The 17353-nt window shown below is 47.6% G+C and carries 13 protein-coding genes; 11 read left to right on the plus strand and 2 right to left on the minus strand.

Annotated elements, in window-relative coordinates; all coding sequences use genetic code 11:
• Nucleotides 1–46 precede the first annotated feature (46 nt).
• Genes hemE through hemY form a run of 3 tightly spaced genes read left to right on the plus strand, consistent with a single transcriptional unit; the run spans nucleotide 47 to nucleotide 3473 of the window.
• Nucleotides 47–1096 carry a uroporphyrinogen decarboxylase gene (hemE, locus tag BLQ53_RS08465; protein WP_093726878.1) on the plus strand — a complete coding sequence of 350 codons (1050 nt, stop codon included), beginning with the start codon at nucleotides 47–49 and terminating at the stop codon, nucleotides 1094–1096.
• A gap of 15 nt (nucleotides 1097–1111) precedes the next feature.
• The gene (gene hemH / locus BLQ53_RS08470) at nucleotides 1112–2059 is read left to right on the plus strand and encodes a ferrochelatase (protein WP_093726879.1); all 948 of its coding nucleotides are present in this window, start codon (nucleotides 1112–1114) and stop codon (nucleotides 2057–2059) included.
• Nucleotides 2052–3473, plus strand: a complete 1422-nt coding sequence (hemY, locus tag BLQ53_RS08475) for a protoporphyrinogen oxidase (protein WP_093726880.1) — start codon at nucleotides 2052–2054, stop codon at nucleotides 3471–3473. The genes hemH and hemY overlap by 8 nt, the downstream gene beginning before the upstream one ends.
• Nucleotides 3474–3706: 233 nt before the next feature.
• On the opposite strand, the gene BLQ53_RS08480 is transcribed toward hemY, so the two are convergent.
• On the minus strand, nucleotides 3707–4261 hold the full coding sequence (locus BLQ53_RS08480; protein WP_093726881.1) for a DUF6434 domain-containing protein: 555 nt from the start codon (nucleotides 4259–4261) through the stop codon (nucleotides 3707–3709).
• Between the two features lie 155 nt (nucleotides 4262–4416).
• Between BLQ53_RS08480 and BLQ53_RS08485 the strand changes: the two genes are divergently transcribed.
• From BLQ53_RS08485 to BLQ53_RS08500, 4 genes are all read left to right on the plus strand, one after another.
• Nucleotides 4417–5148: an MBL fold metallo-hydrolase gene (locus BLQ53_RS08485; RefSeq protein WP_093726882.1), complete on the plus strand. Its 732-nt coding sequence runs from the start codon at nucleotides 4417–4419 to the stop codon at nucleotides 5146–5148.
• A 95-nt stretch (nucleotides 5149–5243) separates the two neighbouring features.
• Entirely contained in the window at nucleotides 5244–6239 is a 996-nt protein-coding gene (gene lplA / locus BLQ53_RS08490) for a lipoate--protein ligase (protein ID WP_093726883.1), read from the plus strand.
• 53 nt (nucleotides 6240–6292) lie between these two features.
• Nucleotides 6293–7462 carry a M48 family metalloprotease gene (locus BLQ53_RS08495; protein WP_093726884.1) on the plus strand — a complete coding sequence of 390 codons (1170 nt, stop codon included), beginning with the start codon at nucleotides 6293–6295 and terminating at the stop codon, nucleotides 7460–7462.
• A 127-nt stretch (nucleotides 7463–7589) separates the two neighbouring features.
• The gene (locus BLQ53_RS08500) at nucleotides 7590–8114 is read left to right on the plus strand and encodes a competence protein ComK (RefSeq protein ID WP_093726885.1); all 525 of its coding nucleotides are present in this window, start codon (nucleotides 7590–7592) and stop codon (nucleotides 8112–8114) included.
• Here BLQ53_RS08500 and BLQ53_RS08505 read toward each other — a convergent pair.
• Nucleotides 8062–8451 (minus strand): YhjD family protein, encoded by a 390-nt coding sequence (locus BLQ53_RS08505; protein WP_093726886.1) that lies wholly within the window; start codon nucleotides 8449–8451, stop codon nucleotides 8062–8064. The two genes, BLQ53_RS08500 and BLQ53_RS08505, sit on opposite strands and share 53 nt — an antisense overlap.
• 200 nt (nucleotides 8452–8651) lie before the next feature.
• Between BLQ53_RS08505 and BLQ53_RS08510 the strand changes: the two genes are divergently transcribed.
• The 4 genes from BLQ53_RS08510 (at nucleotide 8652) to addA (ending at nucleotide 17238) form a co-directional block, all read left to right on the plus strand.
• Nucleotides 8652–9299: a TVP38/TMEM64 family protein gene (locus tag BLQ53_RS08510; RefSeq protein WP_093726887.1), complete on the plus strand. Its 648-nt coding sequence runs from the start codon at nucleotides 8652–8654 to the stop codon at nucleotides 9297–9299.
• A 58-nt stretch (nucleotides 9300–9357) separates the two neighbouring features.
• A complete protein-coding gene (gene lepB / locus BLQ53_RS08515) occupies nucleotides 9358–9900 on the plus strand; it encodes a signal peptidase I (protein WP_093726888.1) in 543 nt (180 codons plus the stop codon).
• A gap of 128 nt (nucleotides 9901–10028) precedes the next feature.
• Entirely contained in the window at nucleotides 10029–13529 is a 3501-nt protein-coding gene (gene addB, locus BLQ53_RS08520) for a helicase-exonuclease AddAB subunit AddB (RefSeq protein ID WP_093726889.1), read from the plus strand.
• On the plus strand, nucleotides 13513–17238 hold the full coding sequence (addA, locus tag BLQ53_RS08525; RefSeq protein WP_093726890.1) for a helicase-exonuclease AddAB subunit AddA: 3726 nt from the start codon (nucleotides 13513–13515) through the stop codon (nucleotides 17236–17238). Before addB ends, addA begins: the two co-directional genes overlap by 17 nt.
• Nucleotides 17239–17353 lie beyond the last annotated feature (115 nt).

Genomic DNA, 17353 nt, shown 5'->3' on the forward strand with positions numbered 1-17353 from the left:
TTCGTATAGTTGGAAACGGATAACGAGTAGACGAAGGAGAACAAATATGTCTAAGATCAAAAACGATACAATACTGCGTGCATTCCGGGGAGAAGCAACGGATTACACACCAGTATGGTACATGCGTCAAGCAGGAAGGTCGCAGAAAGAGTACCGCGAGCTGAAAGAGAAGTATTCCTTGTTTGAAATCACGCATCAGCCCGAGCTGGCAGCTTATGTCACAAAACTGCCGGTCGAACAGTATGATGTCGATGCGGCAATTTTATATAAGGATATTATGACGCCACTGCCTGGCATTGGCGTGGATGTCGATATCAAGTCAGGCATCGGTCCGGTGATTGCCAATCCGATCCGCAGCATTCAAGATGTGGAGAAACTTGGCACCTTGAATCCTGAACGGGACATCCCTTACATACTGGATACGATCAAGCTCCTGACAGAAGAGCAGCTGGAAGTGCCGTTGATCGGTTTTTCCGGGGCTCCGTTTACATTGGCAAGCTACATGGTCGAAGGAGGACCGTCAAAAAACTATCATAAGACGAAAACGCTTATGTATAGTGACCCTGCTGCATGGTTCGCCTTGATGGATAAATTGGCGGAGGTGTCCATCACTTATGCGAAAGCACAAGTGAAGGCAGGTGCGTCTGCCATCCAGATTTTTGATTCCTGGGTAGGGGCTTTGAATGCTGCGGATTACCGTATGTATATCAAACCGACAATGGAGCGCATTTTCAGTGAATTGCGTGAAACAAATGTCCCGCTTATCCTATTCGGTGTAGGAGCGAGCCATCTGATATTGGAATGGAACGATCTGCCGGTGAATGTCATAGGTCTTGACTGGAGACTATCCATCAGGGAAGCAAGAGAGAAGGGCATTACGAAGACACTTCAAGGCAATCTCGACCCAGCATTCCTGACAAGCGATTGGAAGGTGCTGGAGGAGCGGGCAAAAGCGATCCTGGATCAAGGCCGAGAGGCTGGTCCGCATGTATTCAACCTTGGCCACGGCGTGACGCCGGAAATACAGCCAAGTGTGCTGAAGAAGCTGACTACCTTCATCCATTCGTATTCCGCAAAACAAAATTCTATACTTTAACCCGAGGTGTAAGACATGACAAAGAAAAAAGTTGGTTTACTCGTAATGGCGTATGGCACGCCTTATAAAGAAGAAGATATCGAGCGTTACTATACAGATATCCGGCATGGACATAAACCGACACCGGAAATGCTGGAAGATCTGACAAGCCGTTATAAAGCGATCGGCGGTATTTCCCCGCTTGCCCGTATCACGCAGGAACAAGCTGATGCACTTGAAACAGCTTTGAACAACGCGCAGGATGCTATCGAATTCAAAGCTTACCTTGGCCTGAAACATATCGAGCCTTGGATCGAAGACGGTGTTGCGGAAATGGCGAAAGATGGCATCACAGAAGCGATTTCCATTGTATTGGCTCCACATTACAGCACATTCAGTGTTAAATCCTATAACGAGCGTGCACAAAAAGCTGCGGCAGAAGCTGGCAACCTTCAGATCACTTCTGTGGAGAGCTGGTACGATGAGCCAGGCTTCATCAAACATTGGTCAGATAAGATTTCTGAAATTTTCAGTGGCATGGACGAGGAAGAGCGTGCCAAGGCCGCACTGATTGTTTCTGCTCACAGCCTTCCGGAGAAAATCCTTCAGCATGGCGATCCATACCCTGATCAATTGAGGCGTACGGCTGAGTTGATCCAGGAGCAGACTGGCATCAAGAATGTGGAGCTTGGCTGGCAGAGTGAAGGAAATACACCTGATCCGTGGCTTGGACCGGATGTGCAGGATCTAACTCGCGAGCTCTACGAGAAAAAAGGCTACCGTTCATTCGTGTATGCTCCAGTTGGATTCATCGCGGATCATTTGGAAGTACTATACGATAATGACTACGAATGTAAGGTCGTGTGTGACGAATTAGGTGCAAAATACTATCGTCCGGCAATGCCGAATACAGACCAGCAATTCATCGATACATTGGCGAAGGTGGTATTGGATCAGCGGGCACGAGTTGAGCGCCATGGCTGAAAAAAAACAGATAGCGATCGTCGGAGGCGGCATTGCCGGTCTGACGACCGCTTACTACCTGCAGAAGCAAATCCGCGCTTATCGTCTGGACTATGAGGTCAAGCTGTTTGAGGCTTCCAGCCACCTTGGCGGGAAGATCGAGACGTTGAAAAAAGATGGGTTCATGATTGAACGTGGTCCGGATTCCTTTTTGGCACGAAAGGAATCAGCATCGCGCTTGATTTACGATATCGGCATGGAGAAAGATCTGGTCCGGAATAATACGGGGCAATCTTATATCCTGGCGGGTAAGAAGCTGCATAAAATGCCGAAACGAGCTTTCATGGGTGTGCCGACAGAATTAAAACCATTCTATCAATCACGGCTGCTCTCTACGAAGGCAAAAGCGCGAATCAGTGTCGAACCGATGCTGCCGAAAGGAAAAGAAGCACAGGATCAATCCATGGGATTGTTTTTCCGCCGCCGCTTTGGCGATGAGCTGGTAGAGAATGTGCTCGAGCCACTGCTATCGGGTGTATATGCGGGGGATATCGATGAACTGAGTCTGATGGCTACCTATCCTAAGTTCTATGAGGTAGAACAGCAATATGGAAGTGTCATCAAAGGACTGCAGGCAACGATGCCAAAGCCTCCGAAACAGAAAAAAGGTGTGAAGCCCCCAGGCGCATTCCTTTCCCTGAAGAATGGGCTTGAGTCCCTGGTGGAGGGTTTGGAAGCGAAGCTAGATCCAGGCACTGTCCAGCTGGAAACAAGTGTAGATCATATCGAGCGCAAAGCAGATCATTATCACTTGCTGCTCGGCAACGGAGAGGTATTCCGAGCGGACGCCGCGGTGCTTGCATCTCCTTTCTTTGCTGTCCAGCGCATGCTGAGTCAGTATGATTTCATGGAACAGTTGAAAGAAATGAAGGCTACCTCCGTTGCTACGGTAGCGATGACATTTGATGCTTCGGCAATCAAGAAGGATATCGATGGCACAGGCTTCGTCATCTCCCGTAACAGTAAATATCGGATTACGGCTTGTACGTGGACGCATAAAAAGTGGGAAGATACTACTCCTGAAGGCAAAGTCATGCTCCGCTGCTACGTTGGCAGACCCGATGACAGCGGTGTGGTGGACTTATCGGATGAGGAAATCGTCCAAATCGCCTTGAAAGATTTGAACAAAATCATGAAAATTAAAAGCAAGCCGCTGTTTTCCGTTGTCAGCCGCTGGAAAAAAGCGATGCCGCAATACGTTGTCGGTCATCTGAAGCGCGTTGCCGACGTACGCGCCAATATGGCCATCCACCTTCCAGGTGTATTCCTTGCCGGTGGTTCTTACGATGGAATCGGTATTCCAGACTGTATCGACAGCGGTGAACAAGCCGTCCAGAACGTACTTGCTTACTTGCGTGAAAAAAGCTTCTCCTGAGAGAGAAGCTTTTTTTGTTATTATGCATGCTAATCTCGACAGCCTTCGGAAAGTTGCCGAAGCATTACGTCGTAACTGTTTTTTGAGTAAGTATCATTTCCAGTTTTGAACATATCGAAGCTGCCATAAATCAACTTTCGCCATCTTCTTCGGTTAGCTTACTTATGGCTTAGCATAACTTCACAGGGTGAAATATCATCATTCAAACATCAATCCTGACCAGGGTGATGCTGTCAGGAACTATGGGAATAAGGCCTGCTTTTTTTCTCATTCCAAGCTTCGATCGCTTCAGCGCGTGTTTTTCCTTTGTTTTTAGGATTTGCGAAAAATTCACGAATGAAACGGTTATACTCGAATTGGGGAGCGATGTCCTTTTTATAAGCATCTTTCTTGCGGGCTTCTTCTTCATGCCATGCTATGATGGCATCTTCATATGTTTTCCCGACGTTTTCCCGGAAATAGTTTTGTATGTAAGTCGAAAAATGAAAATGTTCGCCGATTTCCTTTTTGAAGAATTCACGCACATTCTGGCTGCAACGATGATTTTCTGTGATGATGGTGGCACGACTGAGTGGTTCGGCAGTCTTTTTTCTTTTGCGTGATTTTTTTTGTTCCGGTTTTTCAATGATACCATCCCGCAAGAAGCTTTCGATCCTGGCGGTGATTTCCATTTTGGAACCAGAGGCAGGCAGTCCGTTTTCCTGGCAGAAATGGACGAGCTCATTCTTAAGCCAATAATAATCCAAGAAATCATCTGCTTTTGTCATTCGCGTCAATTCCGGTCTCACCAAATATCCCCCCATATGCGCTTTTTCTGTTTTTGTTATATTATGTCATATAAGTATAATGTAGACCAGCCCCTAAAGGGAGAACTCCTGACAAATGAGGGTTAATATCAAGGGAATTCGGTAATGGTATCAGTAGAAGGAGAGGTGCAGAGAATATGAAATTGACAGTGATAGGATTTTGGGGAGCATACCCTGGCAGGGAGAGTGCCAGCTCTTGTTATTTAGTAGAGAAGGATGGTTATTCCCTGCTTTTGGATTGCGGAAGCGGTGCACTATCCCGAATGCAAGCTATCGTTGATCCGAAGGGATTGGATGCAGTTGTCATCAGCCATTATCATCCTGACCATATTGCGGACATCGGGGCATTGCAGCATGTTTGGCAAGTACAGAACAGCTTGAAAGGAACAGAGGATGTACTGCCGATATATGGTCATGAAGAGGACGAAGCAGGCTTCAAGAACTTGAACCATAAATTCACTGAAGCGATTGCCTATAAGCCGGATGAAATTTTGAGCATCGGTCCCTTTGCCATTACGTTCATGAAAACGAAGCATCCCGTACCTTGCTACGGCATGCGGATATCGGATGGTGTATCGGATATCGTTTATACAGCCGACTCTAGTTATTTGGAGGAATGGGTGGAATTCAGCAAAGATGCGGATCTGCTCATTACCGATTGTAATTTTTATCAGCATCAGGACGGGGAAGCCGCAGGTCATATGAACAGCCTGCAGGTTGGCGGTATTGCGGAACAGGCAGGTGTGAAGACTCTATTCCTGAGTCATCTGCCGCATTTCGGCGAACATCGGCAGCTGCTGGAGGAAGCAAGCAACATATTCAGCGGTGAAGTGAAGCTGGCATATGAAGGATTGAAATGGGAAGGGTGACACCTTCCCATTTTGTCTGGATTGATAATAGGCTTATGATTCGGTAGAATATTACTAGGATAAACAATTTTTGACTGACACTGGGGGTCTTTATTTTGCGTTTTATCGATAATGAAGGAATCACAGATCCAAGGATCAACCTTGCGATTGAGGAATATGTGTTGAAAAACTTCGGCAAGGACGATACATACCTGCTTTTCTATATCAATGAACCGTCCATCATCATCGGCCGTAATCAGAATACAATCGAAGAAATCAATACGAAGTACGTGGATGATAATGGTATCAAGGTCGTGCGCCGTCTTTCTGGCGGAGGAGCTGTATACCATGATTTGGGGAACTTGAATTTCAGCTTCATCACACAGGATGACGGCAATAGCTTCCAGGATTTTGCGAAATTCACAAAGCCTGTGACGGATGCGTTGAATAAGCTGGGCGTGCCTGCCGAATTGAAGGGACGCAATGATTTACTGGTCGGCGAACGAAAAATTTCGGGGAATGCACAATTCTCCACACGCGGGCTGATGTTCAGCCATGGTACCTTGATGTACGATTCGGAAATCGAGCATGTTGTTTCTGCCTTGAAGGTGAAGAAAGAGAAAATCGAATCCAAAGGGATCAAATCCATCCGTAGCCGGGTAGCGAATATCTCTGAGTTCATGGATAACAAGATTCCTATGGACGAATTCAAAGAAATCCTGCTTCGTTATATCTTCGATGTCGAGGATACGAAAGATGTACCGCGTTACAAGCTGACTGAAGAGGATTGGAAAGCAATTCACAAAATCAGTGAAGAGCGCTATCAAAAATGGGAATGGAACTACGGCAAATCGCCAAGCTTCAATATTCAGCAGACACATAAATTCCCATCGGGCAATGTCGATATCCGCTTGAATGTGAAAAACGGCATCATCGAACAAATCCGTATTTTCGGCGATTATTTCGGTGTCGGCGAAGTTGGTGAGCTCGAGGAAAAACTAAAAGGTGTCCGTTATGAACGCGAGTCCATCCAACAGGCACTGACGGATGTGAATGTGAGCCACTATCTAGGTAAGATCGACAAAGACGATTTCATTGATCTTATGTATTGATTATGTAAGAGACGACCAGCGGGGCCGTCTCTTTTTTTTACAGGAGGAATCGGATGAAAAAAGTATTGTTTGCTTATGCCGTCTATCTCTTGGCAATCTGGATGTTTTTTCCGTTCGTCTATCCGAATTTAAATCAAGATGTCAGTACATATGCCAGTATCGGCCATGCAGTTTATTTTTCTCGGCTGCCGTTATTGCCTGTTTTCCTTTTTGCAGTGTGGAAGAACGGCAAGCTGCAGGAAATCGCTGCTTCCACGGAACAGCGGCTGCCTAGATTGTTCGCAACAGCAGTATTCATGCTCCTTTTAGTTGGATTGTATGGTCTTGTGCAGCTGCCATTCCGTTTGGCAGGATTTTGGAATGCCCGGCAAGCACAAATCAGTGTCCAGCCAATTGGAGATTGGGCAGGGGAATACTTGCTGAGCCTGTTTTTCTTTTATTTGGCCGTCACGGTAGTAGTCTTTGTATCGCAGCTCCTGATGAAAAGATTCCATAAAAACTGGTGGATCGTGTTGTGGATCTTGCTCGTCCCTAGTGCGATTTTCGTCGTCTATGTACAGCCACTGTGGATCGACCCGCTCTATGAAGATTTCCATGACCTTCCTGCAGGTGCATTACGAACGGATATAGAGCAGTTGACCGATGCTGCCGGTATTCCCGATGCGACACTCCTGGAGGTCGATAAGAGCGCCAAGACGATAACATATAATGCATATGTGAACGGTTTGTTCGGCAGTGCCCGGGTCGTACTGTATGATACGACGATTGATGGTTTGGCAGAAGATGAGGTGCTGTTCATCGTCGCCCACGAAATCGGTCATTATGTGCTGCACCATATGTATTGGGGGACAGCTGGTTTTCTCGTACTTGGCTTCTTTCTCCTCTGGGTGACCAAAAGGGTTTCAGATAAGTTTTTAGCCAAAAAGCAAATAAATGCATATCAGCTGCGGGCTGTGCCGCTATTTCTCTTGATTTTGAGCTTCCTGCAGTTTGCAAGTTCGCCCGTTTCCCTCTATGTATCACGTGAGATGGAGCGTCAGGCGGATGCTTATGCGCTGGAGTATGCACCTGATACAGAAGCAGGCATCCGCATGTTTGAGAATATGCAGGAGATTTCCAAAAGCGATCCAGATCCTTGGCCGGTTTTTGAATGGCTGCGTTCCACTCATCCTTCCATTCAGGATCGCATTGAAGCAGTTGAAGACTATGAAGAAAACAGGTAGAGATTTTATATCTCTATCTGTTTTTGTAAGGATTCCATTAAGAAAATAAAATTCTCCTGTATTTCTGTCCCGATTTTGCTATTGTAGAGACAACCTTCTTTTCCTGTAATCAGAAAGGATTGTTTAGATGCAGCAAATAGAACAAAGCCCGACTGTGGCTGAACTTACTCCCCTTACAATGGCAATACTGCCGAAGCTCCTCGAAAACGGACAGCCCGGCTGCGAGGTGCTCGAGACAGAAAACAGCTCCACTTTCCGCACTTCCCCAAGCAAATTCATCGATTTGGCCTGCAAGTTCTATGGCAGCAGCTTGAAAGGCAGACAAGCTGGGGTGAAGGAAATCTGCGGCATCACGCATAAAGCTCCGATATCCATCGACCCCGTCAGCGGTATGTACTTCTTTCCTACATCTTCTCCTCTTGCCCATACATGCTCCTGGATTTCACATTCCCACATCAAGCGGATTGAAGCCGCAGCCCATCAGTGCACAAACCTTACCTTCAAAAATGGCGACACACTTACCTTGGACGTGTCGTATGGATCGATGATGAATCAGGTGCAGCGTACTGCGCAATACCGTTTCCTGCTGGATAAGCGGATCAGGCATTTGTGGAAGTATGGCGGGGATCAGATTGCGGAGCCTTTTGTGTGAGCTCCATCAGGATAGCCTCGACTTTCTTCCGTATAGCCGGGTTGAAATAGTTGCGCTTCTCCTCACATTCCTTCGTGATGAACAAAAAGGTAGTGAACGCGTCGTTTTTCTCTGCGGTCACAATCTGCATGTTGCGCCGGCGTAGCTGGTGGCGAAGCTGGCGACGCTCCTCCAGTGCGGCTTTTTCCATTGCTTGTAAGTGATGCAAAAGATACGCTTTTATCTTGTGCTTTCCTTCTTCCACAATTCGGATATCCTGCTGCAGGACAACAATGGCCATGGATAGAAACAGGAACCGGGATCCCAGCTTATATTCCGACTCACTAAGACAACGCATATGCCTTTCCTCCTAATACGAACGTATGTTCCATTATACCCTATTGCTATGCGAAGTGAAAACAGGATAGAACAGGTAATTTATAAATCACTAACCAAATGCAGGAAAAGAAGGGATAATCCTGTCGGACTTTGCAGGCTCGGGCTTTTTTGTTTAAAATGGTAAAAAGATGTTTTAGCTGGGAATAGGAGAATGGTTAGATGGTCTTAGGTTTTGGATGGAACGATTTGCTGGAAATGTTCCGCAATGGAACATGGGACGATTACGTTAAGTCCCTGCTTGATCGATATGAAAATCTGGGTCCTATACCCGGCATATTGCTTCCTTACTTGGAAGCTTTCCTGCCGTTTCTGCCGCTTGTTGTATTCGTACTTACGAATACAGTGGCTTATGGCCTACTATGGGGTTTCCTTTATTCATGGGTGGGTACGTCACTTGGGGCAATCACGGTCTTTTGGCTGATCCGAAGGTACCGCCACACACGCATGATCAATTGGCTGCGTCATAACAAGCAAGTAAAGAGAATAACAGAATGGCTGGATCGTCATGGTTTTGGTCCGCTATTCATTTTGTTATGCTTCCCATTTTCCCCATCGGCTATCATCAACGTCGTCGCTGGGCTATCGAAAATCAGTCTGCAGCAATTTGCGCTCGCTGTTTTCTTAGGGAAGGCACTGATGATTTTCTCGATAGCTTTTGTAGGGGACAGCCTGACATCATTTGCGGAAAACCCGATTAAGACTGTCATTGTGGCTGTGGCAATCATCCTGTTTTGGATGATAGGAAAGTACGTTGAGGGAAGGTTGAAAAAGAAAAACGGGAAGATGGAGCAGTCGGATAAGGATTAGAGCTGTCCAAGCCGGGGTAAAGGTGTTGCTAAACACCTACAACCGGAGGAAAGCACAGATGAAAAACAAAATACGCTGGAAGTTTGTTTTCCTGCTTGTCGGCATCGTACTTGTGCTCTTTTGTTCCAAAGAATTGATTTTTGCGGATTACAGAGTGGAAGGAGAGTCGATGGAGCCAACTTTGCAGGATGGCAATTTTTTGATGGTGAACAAGTTCATGGATGATGCAAGCAGTATGCAGCGTTTCGATGTCATTGTGTTCCACGCTACAGAAGATGAAGATTATGTGAAACGCATCATCGGAATGCCAGGCGATTCACTGGAGGTCAGAAATGACAGGCTGTTTGTAAATGGGGAATACAGGCCGGAACATTATTTGGAAGACTATCGCGATGATGTCGAAGGCCAATTGACATGTGATTTTACATTGGAAGATGTCACCGGCCGGACAACAGTACCGGAAGGAATGCTGTTTGTCATGGGTGATAATCGCAGGGAAAGTCTGGACAGTCGCTCATTTGGTTTCATTCCGATTAAGCGGGTGGTCGGGAAGGTTGGTGCCCGATTCTGGCCGATGTCGGCAACTGGACTTGGTGCTTAGCTCCTTATCTTGGATAAGGGGCTTTTCCAGTATATGCAAGCGAACAAACGTGCGCGTCTGTTTTCCTTTCAACCGCGGAACATGATAAAATAAGATTACTAGTTTGGGAGACAGGAGTGAAGTTTAACATGGGGGTACGTTTTATCATCGGTCGGTCCGGCGCTGGGAAAAGCCGGGCTTGCCTGGATGAGATAGCATCCAAATTGAAGGATGATCCAATGGGACCGAATATTTTTTATCTCGTTCCGGATCAGATGACGTTCCAGCAAGAACAGGCGCTGATCAGGCAAACCGGTGTGGAAGGCAGCATCCGTGCACAGGTTTATAGCCTGTCGCGGCTGGCTTGGTATATTTTGCAGGAGACAGGCGGTGCGACCAAGCAGTTCATTACCTCGACCGGTGTCCAGATGATGCTCCGGAAAATTACCGAGGAACGTAAATCCGACTGGAATGTCTTCCAAAAGGCAATCGAGAAGAATGGTTTTATGGGGCAGCTGGAAAGCATGATAACTGAGCTGAAGCGATATCGTGTTACACCGGAGCTTCTACATGCCCAGATACAGGAAATGGAGCAGTTTCAACAGCAGCATTCCCCTGAACGTACGCTTCGGGATAAGCTGGAGGATATCAGTTATATTTACGATCGCCTGACTGCGCTTTTACGGGACAAATATATTGACAGCGAGGACCAGCTACATGTATTGGCAACCAAAATCCCGCTGTCGCGTTCTGTCAAAGGATCGGAGATCTATCTGGATGGTTTTCATCAATTCACGCCCCAGGAGCTGGAGGTTATCGGTGCACTGATGACAGAAGCGGACCAAGTGACAGTGACGCTTACTTTGGATGGGGCAAACCGCCAGGATGTCGATGAGCTAGATTTGTTTGCACGCACACATGACACCTTTCTTCAAATCAAACAGACAGCACAGGAGCGAAATGTGCCAATCACCTCTATCGAGCAGCTGAGTCCCAAGGATGGGCGTTTCGGTCATAATCCTGCTTTCTTGCATTTGGAGAAGCATTTGGAAACGCGCCCGGCACCATCATTGAAAGGGGACGTGCCGATCACGCTGGCGCAGGCAGTCCACCCAAGGGCGGAGGTTGAAGGTGTGGCACAGGAAATCGTCGCGCTTGTACGGGAGAAAGGCTACCGTTATCAGGACATCGCGCTGCTTTTAAGACAGGCTGATGTGTACCACGAGCTGATCGAAACTGTGTTCGCCGATTATCATATTCCGGTGTTCATCGATCAGAAAAAGCCGATGATCCACCATCCGCTGCTGGAACTCATCCGTTCGGGAATGGAAGTCGTCGATGGGAATTGGCGTTATGAGGCAGTGTTCCGCGTATTGAAAACCGGCTTCATCCCATCAAATGATGAAGTCTATCCGCTGACGGAAGAAGCGATAGATGAATTGGAGAATTATTGCCTGGAATACGGCATCCGCTCCAGGGATCGCTGGCTGCAAAAAGAGGATTGGATCTTCCAGCGGTTCCGCGGCTTTGAATCGACGCGGCAGACGGATAAGGAACTGGAGACGCAAAAACGGATCAATCATTACCGCCGTCAAGTAGCTGAGGCGATGAAGAAATTCGATCGGAAGCTGCGGGAAGGCAAGACATTCCGTGAACGCTCGATTGCAGTCTATGATTGGCTGGAACAGCTGAAAGTTCCGCAGCGACTTGAGGAGATGCAAGTCATTTTCGACGAGCGCGGTGAATTGGAAAGAGCAAGGGAACAAGATCAGGTCTGGGACGCAGTGCTTCAGCTGTTGGATGAAGCCGTGGAGATAGTCGGACAAGAACGCGTCTCCCTGCAAGTTTTCCGTCACACGATGGAGACCGGATTCGAATCGCTGGAATTTGCCCATATTCCGCCAAGTCTGGATCAGGTGATCGTCGGTACAATTGATCACAGCAAGGTAAGCGGGTTGAAATGTGCATTCCTGCTAGGAGTCAATGAAGGTGTGTGGCCGATGAAGCCGAAGCCTGATGGGCTCATCAGTGAAGAAGATCGGGAAGTGCTGGCAGTATATGGCTTGCAGCTTGCAGCTGGGGGAAAACGTCAGCTGCTGGATGAAAGCTTTTATATGTACCTTGCTTTTACGGCGGCAAGTGAGCGGCTTTGGGTAAGCTATCCGATCAGTGATCAGGAAGGAAAGGCGAAAATGGCGTCTTCCCTTGTGCAGCGCATGAAGGATCTATTCGATTGGTGCTGTGACGAGCGTATGCTCCAGGATCCAGAAGATAGTCTAGAAACTGCACGTTTTGTGGCAACGATTGATCAGAGCCGATCGGCGCTTACGACGCAGCTTGCGCGTAAAATGCGCTATCCTGTCCATCCGATTTGGGATAGCGTGCTTAACTGGTTCATTCGCCATGAAAGCAATGAGGAACTGACAGGAAGGATTCTTCAAAGTCTTTTTTATCGAAATGAGACAGAAGACTTGGCGGAAGAGACAAAGGAGCAACTTTTCCCGAAAAAAGTGAAAGCAAGTGTATCTCGCTTGGAAACGTACTACCGATGTTCGTATCAGCATTTTGCCAAATACAGTCTCGGGTTGGAAAACAGGCGGACTTACAAACTGGATGCCCCCGATATCGGGCAGCTCTTCCATGAGGCATTGAAGCAAATCACCGATTGGGTGCAGCTGGAAGGCAGGAATTATGCACAGATCAACCGGGATGACGCGGCAGGTTACGCGAAACGGGCTATGGGAAATCTTGCCCCTGTGCTGCAGAACCAGATTCTCCATAGTTCCAACCGGTTCAAGTATATCCAGCAAAAGCTGCAAGAGATCATCGCTCGTGCTGCCTATACACTGAGTGAGCAAGCAAGGCAAAGCAAGTTCTCCCCGGTCGGACTTGAACTCGATTTCGGTGAGGACAAAACACTTCCTCCGATTGAAATCACACTGCCGAATGGCTACGATGTGCAATTGAGGGGACGGATCGACCGGGTTGACAAGGCGATCAATCAAGAAGAGCTGTTCCTTCGTATAATCGACTATAAATCCAGCAGCAAAGCGCTGAATCTGACAGAGGTTTACTATGGCCTGGCTCTCCAGATGCTCGCTTATCTGGACGTTGTCCTGTCGCATTCGGAAGAGTGGCTTGGTCTCAAGGCTACTCCCGCGGGGGTGCTGTATTTCCATGTGCATAACCCGCTGATCTCTCAATCAAGCAGATCACAAGTGGATATCGAGGAAGAGATTTTCAAGAAATTCAAAATGCAAGGCATGCTTCTCGAACAGGAATCAGTTGCCCGGATGATGGATACGTCACTCGAATCGGGTATGAGCAAAATCATCCCGGCAGGTTTGAAAAAAGACGGAGGCTTCCGGGCAGGTTCCCAGACAGCGGATCAACATACCTTCCGCGCCCTGCAGCAGCATACTAGATTTTTGATGGAACAAGCGGGACTGGATATCACCAATGGCGGTGTGCATTTGAATCCCTATCGGCACCATGATCGAAGTGCTTGCACGTTCTGCGATTTCAAGGCCGTTTGTCAATTCGATGCCTCGCTTGCCGGCAATGAATACCGCGCAATTAAAGATATGAAGGATGAAGAAGTATTGAACAGCATCAAGAAGGAGGTGGAACGACATGGTGAAATGGACTGAGGAACAGCAGCTGGCGATCGATGCCAAAGGACATGATATCTTGGTGGCAGCAGCAGCGGGATCGGGTAAGACGGCTGTCCTCGTTGAACGGATCATCCAGAAGCTTGTGAATCAAGAGGATCCGGTGGACATCGATCAGCTGCTTGTCGTGACGTTTACGAATGCAGCAGCACAGGAGATGCGCAGCAGGATCGGGTCGGCTCTTGAAAAAGCATTGGAGGAAAACCCGTCTTCCCAGCACCTTCGCAAGCAGCTGTCCTTGTTGCAGCATGCATCCATTTCCACGCTGCACTCGTTCTGCCTGGATGTCGTGCGCAAATATGCATATTTACTGGATTTGGATCCTGGTTTCCGAATCGCAGATGATCTGGAAGCAGATTTGATTCGCCAGGAAGTTATAGGCGAACTGCTTGAAGAATGGTATGGCAAGGAAGGTGATGAGCAAGCGGCATTCTTTGGTGTAGTCGATCGCTTCAGCAATGACCGCAATGACTTGGAAGTAGAAGACCTGATTCTGAAATTATATGATTTTGCTACCCAGAATCCCTATCCGGAGACATGGCTGGATGAAATGGCGGAGCTGTATAACGTTTCTGCTGTGAAGGATGAAAATGATCTTCCTTGGCTGCAAGTATTAAAGCGGGAAGCAAACGATCAGCTGCAAGCCATGCTGCAGGAAGCCAATCAGGCACTCGCACTGACACGCGAGCCGGATGGACCGTATCATTATGCAGAAACTTTCGAAGCGGAAAGGAATTTCATTGCTGAAGCACAGAGTCTTGTAGGAGGCAGCTGGAATGAGGCTGTAAATTTCATTAAAGAGCAATCATTCGGCAGACTTTCGGGTAAAAAGATCGAATGTGACGATACGAAAAAGGCACAGGCGAAAGCACTGCGAGATTCCTATAAAAAGAGATGGGGGAAGCTTGCCGGGGACTGGTTTGCCCGGAAGCTGGAGGTCTATTTGGCAGATATGCTCGAGCTTTATCCGTCGATCCAGCAGCTGGCTTTGCTCGTCAAACAATTCCGCAGCCGTTATCAATTGGAAAAACGTGAACGAGCATTGGTTGATTTCTCTGATTTGGAGCATTTTTGTTTGGAAGTATTGATCGATGAGGACAGCACACCAGATAAAATGATTCCGTCAAGCATTGCGGAGAGTTATCAAAGCCGGTTCAAAGAATTGCTTTTGGACGAATACCAGGATACGAACCTTGTGCAGGAAACGCTTGTCACACTGCTTTCCGATCGCAAGGGAAGCGGGAATATGTTCATGGTCGGGGATGTCAAACAAAGTATCTACCGCTTTCGTCATGCTGAACCAACATTGTTTTTGAATAAGTACAAGGCATTTTCCGATCCAGAAAATGCGGGCATGCGCATTGATTTGGCGAGCAACTTCCGCAGCCGCCAGCAAGTGCTGGATGGCGCAAACTATATCTTCCGTCAGCTGTTCTCCGAAGATGTCGGAGAAATGCAGTATGAGAAGGAAGCAGAGCTTATTTACGCAAACAAAATGTATGATGAACTGAAGCAAAATGATACGGATGTAGAGCTGGTCATCATCAATCGTGATGGTACGGAGGAAGCAGAAGAAGCCGATACTGATACGGAAACGGTGGAGGACCTGGAAAAAGCCCAGCTGGAAGGACGTGCCTATGCTAGGATGATTCAGCAATGGATCGGCCATGAAGGCCGCGGTGCGATGCAAGTTGTCGATAAATCTACACAGCAGCAGCGCGATATCCAATACCGGGATATTGTCATCCTCCTGCGTTCCATGACTTGGGCGCCAAGTATCATGGAGGAACTGAAGCAGCAAGGCATCCCGGTTTATGCCGAGCTTACGACAGGTTATCTTGACGCTATCGAAATCAAAGTCATGATGAGTGTGCTGAAGATCATCGATAATCCGTTGCAGGATATACCGTTCGCTGCTGTTTTGCGTTCCCCCATCATCGGTCTGAAAGAAGATGATCTGGCCAAAATAAGATTGGCAGATCAGCGGAGCAGCTATTATGAAGCAGCCAGGTCGTATGCCAAGAATGCCAATGATACGATATCCGTAAAAATTGAACGACTGCTGGAGTGGCTGCGCTCTTGGAGGATGGAAGCAAGACAAGGAGCATTGTCGGCGTTGATTTGGTCCATCATGCGCGAGACGGGATATTATGATTTTGTTGGCGGCATACCAGGCGGAAGGCAACGTCAAGCGAATCTGCGTGCCCTTTATGATCGGGCGCGTAATTATGAGAACACATCATTCCGCGGACTTTTCCGTTTCGTGAAGTTTATTGAGCGTATGGAAGAACGCGGAGATGATCTGGGAGCTGCGAAGGCATTGGGTGAACAGGAAGATGTTGTTCGAATCATGACAATCCATAAAAGTAAAGGACTCGAGTTTCCTGTTGTCATTACGGGTGCAATGGATAAAACATTCAATCAGCAAGATCTCAGGGAACGCTATTTGCTGCATAAAGATCTAGGGTTTGGCAGTAAATACATCGATCCAGTGAAGCGGCTCATGTATCCTACCTTGATTTATCATGCATTGAAAGCAGAGAAACAACGAGAATCACTAGCCGAAGAAATGCGGGTCCTTTATGTTGCGTTGACTCGTGCCAAGGAAAAACTGGTCATGGTCGGTAATGTCGCATCTTTGGAGAAGAAGCTTCAGAAATGGCAGCAAGTTGCCGATCATCCATCCTGGGTATTGCCTTCGCATTTCCGATTGGAAGCAACCTCCTATATGGATTGGGTTGCACCGGCCCTGCTGCGGCATGAACAAGCGATAGAACTCAGGGCAGCGGAACTTTCTGTGCAGCTGCCGGCTGAAATTACAGCTGACCGCTCGAAATGGAGGATCCGTCTCCAAGAAAGCAGAGATTATCTTAGCTCAAATGGGCAAGCAGAAGAAGCCAATCAAGAGCTGCTTCAGCGTATCACGGATTGGAAATCTGGTAATGAGGATGCAGATTGGAAAACAGAAGTAGAGAACCGTCTGGCCTATCAATATCCGCATTCCGAGGCAACAAGATTCCGAGCGAAACAGACGGTGACGGAAATCAAGCGGCAGCGGGAAGTACGGGACAGCTACAGTGATATTCGAGTAGTGAACCGGATCCAGCAAAGAGCACCGATAGCTAGCAGGCCCCGTTTCCTGCAGGAAGCAAAAGAACTCACACCAGCCGAACGGGGCAGTGCAGTTCATGCTGTCATGCAGCAGCTAGATATCCGGAAAGAATGGGATAAGCAGGAGCTCGAGGAGTACCTGCAAGAACTGGTCGATAAGGAATTCTTGCAGCAAGAGGCAGTCGCGTCAATCGATGTAGAGCGAGTCCTTGATTTCCTCGATTCCCCAATAGCGGATCGTCTGCGACGTGCTGAGCACTTCTATCGGGAGACGCCTTTCACACTGGCACTGCCGGCAAATGAACTATACAATGACTGGACCGGCGCGGCTTCTGATAAGGTTGTCGTGCAAGGGGTAGTCGATCAGATTATTGTGGAGGAAGACGGACTTGTGCTGCTGGATTACAAGACTGATACACTATATGGTGATGATCCAGTCAGAAGAGCTGAGATTCTGACAGAGAAATACCGAGTGCAGATCGAATTGTATGCTCTGGCAATCGAACGGATCTGGAAGAAACCAGTCAAAGAAAAGTATCTCTATTTCTTTGACAAAGGTCTTTTGCAGCAAGTATAAGATGAGATCTAAGACAGAAGCGTTTTAGCCAAATGAAAACCCGAACTATTGACGTGAATCTTGAAACAAAGATACGCGCAAGTTCGGGTTTTTGACGTTAACCTATACCAGCGTA

Source organism: Terribacillus halophilus, from assembly GCF_900101385.1.
Lineage (GTDB): Bacteria > Bacillota > Bacilli > Bacillales > Amphibacillaceae > Terribacillus > Terribacillus halophilus.